Genomic DNA, 4,141 nt, shown 5'->3' on the forward strand with positions numbered 1-4,141 from the left:
GGATGGCACGGGCCCGGGACGGGTAGGTTCGTCTTACCGGGGACCACTCAACCTCGACCCACGAGGACGGTGGACCGGACGGGGCCCTGCCCCCAGCCCCCGACACGGGGCACCACAGATCTTTCCCGCGACCGTCGCGCATCCGCCGGTCGCGGTGGCGCGCACGCAGCGCCGACCACCCGTGCCCGAGGCACACCCGCACGGGAGACCACAACTGTTTCGGAGTACACCGAGAGGAGGAGGGGCAACCACGGACCCCACCGCCCGAGGGCGGCGGTCCGCACGCCTTTCACACACGATGATGGACACAAAGAACCGGCCGTTCGGCAAGATGTTGACCGCGATGGTCACTCCGATGCTGGAGGACGGGGAACTCGACTACGAGGGCGCGGCCCGACTGGCCACCTACCTCGTCGACGAACAGCACAACGACGGCCTCGTCATCAGCGGCACCACCGGCGAGTCGCCCACCACCAGCGACGACGAGAAGGACCGGCTGCTCCGGACCGTCCTGGAGGCGGTCGGCGACCGCGCCACGATCGTGGCCGGGGTCGGCACCAACGACACCCGCCACAGCATCCGGCTGGCCCAGGCGGCCGAGAAGGCGGGGGCGCACGGTCTGCTGACCGTCACCCCCTACTACAACAAGCCGCCGCAGGAAGGCCTCATCCGGCACTTCACGTCGATCGCCGACTCCACCGACCTGCCGGTGATGCTCTACGACATCCCGCACCGCACCGGGACGCCGATCGCCTCCGAGACCCTGGTCCGCCTGGCCGAGCACCCGCGCATCGTCGCCAACAAGGACGCCAAGGACAACGTCGGCGCCAGCTCCTGGGTCATGGAGCGCACCGACCTGGCCTTCTACTGCGGCACCGACATCCTCAACCTGCCGCTGCTGTCCGTCGGCGCGGCCGGGTTCGTCAGCGTCGTCGGCCACATCGTGGGCGCCGACCTGTGCGACATGATCGACGCCTTCGAGAAGGGCGAGGTCGGCCAGGCCCTGGCCATCCACCGCCGCCTCACGCCGGTCTACACGGGCATGTTCCGCACCCAGGGCGTCATCACGACCAAGGCCGTCCTCAACCTGTTCGGCCTGCCCTCCGGGCCGGTCCGCACCCCGCTCGCCGACGCCTCCGCCGAGCTCCAGGCCCTCCTGCGCGAGGACCTGGCCGCCGCGGGCGTCAAGGGCCCCATCGGGCTCGCCCCGCACCAGGCCGTCCCGGCCAGCGCCGTCGCCGTCGAGCGCCTCACGGAGGGATCCGTATGAGCCACCCGCATCCCGAACTGGGCTCGCCGCCGCCCCTGGGCAAGGGCGTGCTGCGCATCGTCCCGCTGGGCGGCCTCGGCGAGATCGGCCGCAACATGACGGTCTTCGAGTACGGCGGGCGCCTGCTCATCGTGGACTGCGGCGTGCTCTTCCCCGAGGAGGAGCAGCCCGGCGTCGACCTGATCCTGCCGGACTTCGACTACATCCGGGACCGGCTCGACGACATCGAGGCGGTCGTGCTCACCCACGGGCACGAGGACCACATCGGCGGCGTGCCGTTCCTGCTGCGTGAGCGGGCCGACATCCCGATCGTCGGCTCCAAGCTCACCCTGGCGCTGATCACCGCCAAGCTCGGCGAGCACCGCATCAAGCCCGAGACCGTGCTGGTGGAGGAGGGCGAGCGACACGACTTCGGCCCCTTCGACCTGGAGTTCTTCGCGGTCAACCACTCCATCCCGGACGCTCTGGCCGTGGGCATCCGCACCCCGGGCGGGTCGGTGCTGCACACCGGCGACTTCAAGATGGACCAGCTGCCGCTGGACGGGCGCCTGACCGACCTGGCCGGGTTCGCCCGGTTCGGCGACGAGGGCGTGGACCTGCTGCTGTCGGACTCCACCAACGCCGAGCAGCCCGGCTTCATCGTCAACGAGCGCAACCTGACCGAGGCCATCGACAAGGTGTTCCGGCAGTCCCAGAAGCGCATCGTGGTGGCCTGCTTCGCCTCGCACGTGCACCGCGTCCAGCAGGTCATCGACGCGGCCGTCGAGCACGGGCGCAAGATCGCCTTCGTGGGCCGCTCCATGGTCCGCAACATGAACATCGCGCGCGACCTGGGCTACCTGAGCATCCCCGGCGACACGGTCGTCGACGTCAAGCAGCTCGACCATCTGCGCCCGGACGAGGTGCTCCTGGTGTGCACGGGCTCGCAGGGCGAGCCGATGGCCGCGCTCAGCCGCATGGCCAACCGGGACCACCAGATCCGCATCGAGGAGGGCGACACCATCCTGCTCGCCTCGTCGCTGATCCCGGGCAACGAGAACTCGGTCAACCGGGTGATCAACGGCCTGACCCGCTGGGGGGCCAAGGTCGTGCACAAGGGCAACGCCCTGGTGCACGTCTCCGGCCACGCGCCCGCGGGCGAGCTGATGTACGTGCTCAACATGGTCCGCCCGCGCAACTTCATGCCCGTGCACGGCGAGTGGCGGCACATGCGCGCCCACGCCGACCTGGCCAGGCTGACCGGGGTCCCGAGCGACCGGATCGTCATCGCCGAGGACGGCGTGGTCGTGGACCTGCACAAGAACCGGGCCAGGATCGTCGGCGCGGTGCAGGCCGGGTACGTGTACGTGGACGGCTCCTCGGTCGGCGACGTCACCGACGCCGCGCTCAAGGACCGCCGGGTCCTCGGCGAGGAGGGGTTCATCTCCGTCGTCGTGGCGGTGGACTCCGGCTCCGGCAAGATCCTGGGCGAGCCCGAGATCCACACTCGGGGCGCGGGCATCGGCGCCGACGCCTACGACGACGTCATCGACCGCATCCAGGACGCGCTGGACAAGGCGGCCCGGGACGGGGTCAACGACCCCCACCAGCTGCGCCAGCTCATCCGCCGCAGCGCCGGCCGCTGGGTCAACGAGACCTACCGGCGGCGGCCCATGATCATCCCCGTCCTGGTCGAGGTCTGACCGGCACCCGACGACGACGAACGGCCCGACGCCGCACCGCGGCGGTACGGGCCGTTCGCGTCGCCGGGACCGAAAACCGGTACCGGGGCGGTGACGGGACCGGGGGCCCGGGCCGGGCGGCGGTGGGACGGGGAGCACAGCGGCGCCCGTGCGACACGCCGCGCGGGATACGGGCGCCGGGGGTGGACGCCGCAGTAGGCTGCCCGCCGTGGCGGGCCGTCCTGCCCGACCGTCCGCACGACCCCGTCCCCTGGAGGTGACCCCATGGCCACGCGCGCCTCCTCCGGCGGTTCCGGACGCAAGAAGCCCGCCGCGCGCAAGCCCGCGGCGAAGAAGCGCATGCCCGACGGGCCCATCGCCTTCGCCGTCACCATGTTCGGCCAGTTCCTGCTGGTGCTGTGGAAGCTCGTCGCGCACACCGTCGGCGGCTCCGCCCGCGCGGTCGGCCGCGGCGCGCGCGGCCTCGACCCCGACCTGCGCCGCGACGGCGCCGGGCTGGTCCTGCTGGCCGCGGGCGTCCTCATCGCCGCCGCCGTGTGGTGGAACAGCGACGGGCTGCTCCTGGAGTACACCCGCACGGTCGTGGTCGGCGCCTTCGGCACGTTCTCGCCGATCCTGCCGCTGCTGTTCCTGCCGATCGCGGTCAGGCTCATGCGCACTCCCGGCGACAGCAAGGAGGGCGACGCCGGGCGGCTGCTCATCGGCTTCAGCTCGATCATGCTGGGCCTGCTGGGCCTCATCCACATCGCCCACGGCATCCCGCAGCCCTCCGAGGGCCTGGCGGCCCTCCAGGAGGCCGGCGGGCTCATCGGCTTCGTCGCCTCGGGGCCGCTCAGCGCCGTCGTCACCCCGTGGCTGACCGGCGTCCTGCTGGCCCTGGTGCTGGTCTTCGGGATCCTCGTGGTCACCGCCACACCCATCCGGCGCATCCCCGAGCGCCTCCAGGTCCTGTTCGGGGCGCTCATGGAGCGCGACACCGGCCCCGACGCGGGCATCGGCCTGCTGGGGGCGGAGAAGAAGAAGCCCGCCAAGCCGCGCAGGAGCGGGCCCGGGAAGAAGAAGGCCACGGGCACGGTCGCGGGCGACCACGAGCGCCCCTACGACAGCCCGGTGCTGCCCGACGAGCCCATCGCCCCCGCCCTCACCGACGAGGAGGAGGCCGCGCGGACCGGCGCCGAGGCCCCGGAAC

2 protein-coding genes and 1 pseudogene are annotated in these 4,141 nt (G+C 72.0%); all 3 read left to right on the forward strand.

The genetic code is table 11. The features are described from left to right. Positions 1-298: 298 nt before the first annotated feature. Positions 299-1,270, forward strand: a complete 972-nt coding sequence (dapA, locus tag DQW06_RS07105; RefSeq protein ID WP_013151699.1) for a 4-hydroxy-tetrahydrodipicolinate synthase — start codon at positions 299-301, stop codon at positions 1,268-1,270. Beyond that, positions 1,267-2,952 carry a ribonuclease J gene (locus tag DQW06_RS07110; protein ID WP_013151700.1) on the forward strand — a complete coding sequence of 562 codons (1,686 nt, stop codon included), beginning with the start codon at positions 1,267-1,269 and terminating at the stop codon, positions 2,950-2,952. Before dapA ends, DQW06_RS07110 begins: the two co-directional genes overlap by 4 nt. Positions 2,953-3,216: 264 nt before the next feature. Next, positions 3,217-4,141 (forward strand): annotated as a pseudogene (locus DQW06_RS07115) (DNA translocase FtsK); the annotation flags it as partial.

The organism is Nocardiopsis sp. TNDT3, assembly GCF_003427465.1.
In the GTDB taxonomy this organism is placed as follows: Bacteria; Actinomycetota; Actinomycetes; order Streptosporangiales; family Streptosporangiaceae; genus Nocardiopsis; species Nocardiopsis dassonvillei.

Excerpts from the sequence above, each read along its gene's own strand:
- dapA (WP_013151699.1), top strand. The coding sequence starts at position 299 with ATGATGGACACAAAGAACCGGCCGTTCGGCAAGATGTTGACCGCGATG.
- DQW06_RS07110 (WP_013151700.1), top strand. The coding sequence starts at position 1,267 with ATGAGCCACCCGCATCCCGAACTGGGCTCGCCGCCGCCCCTGGGCAAG.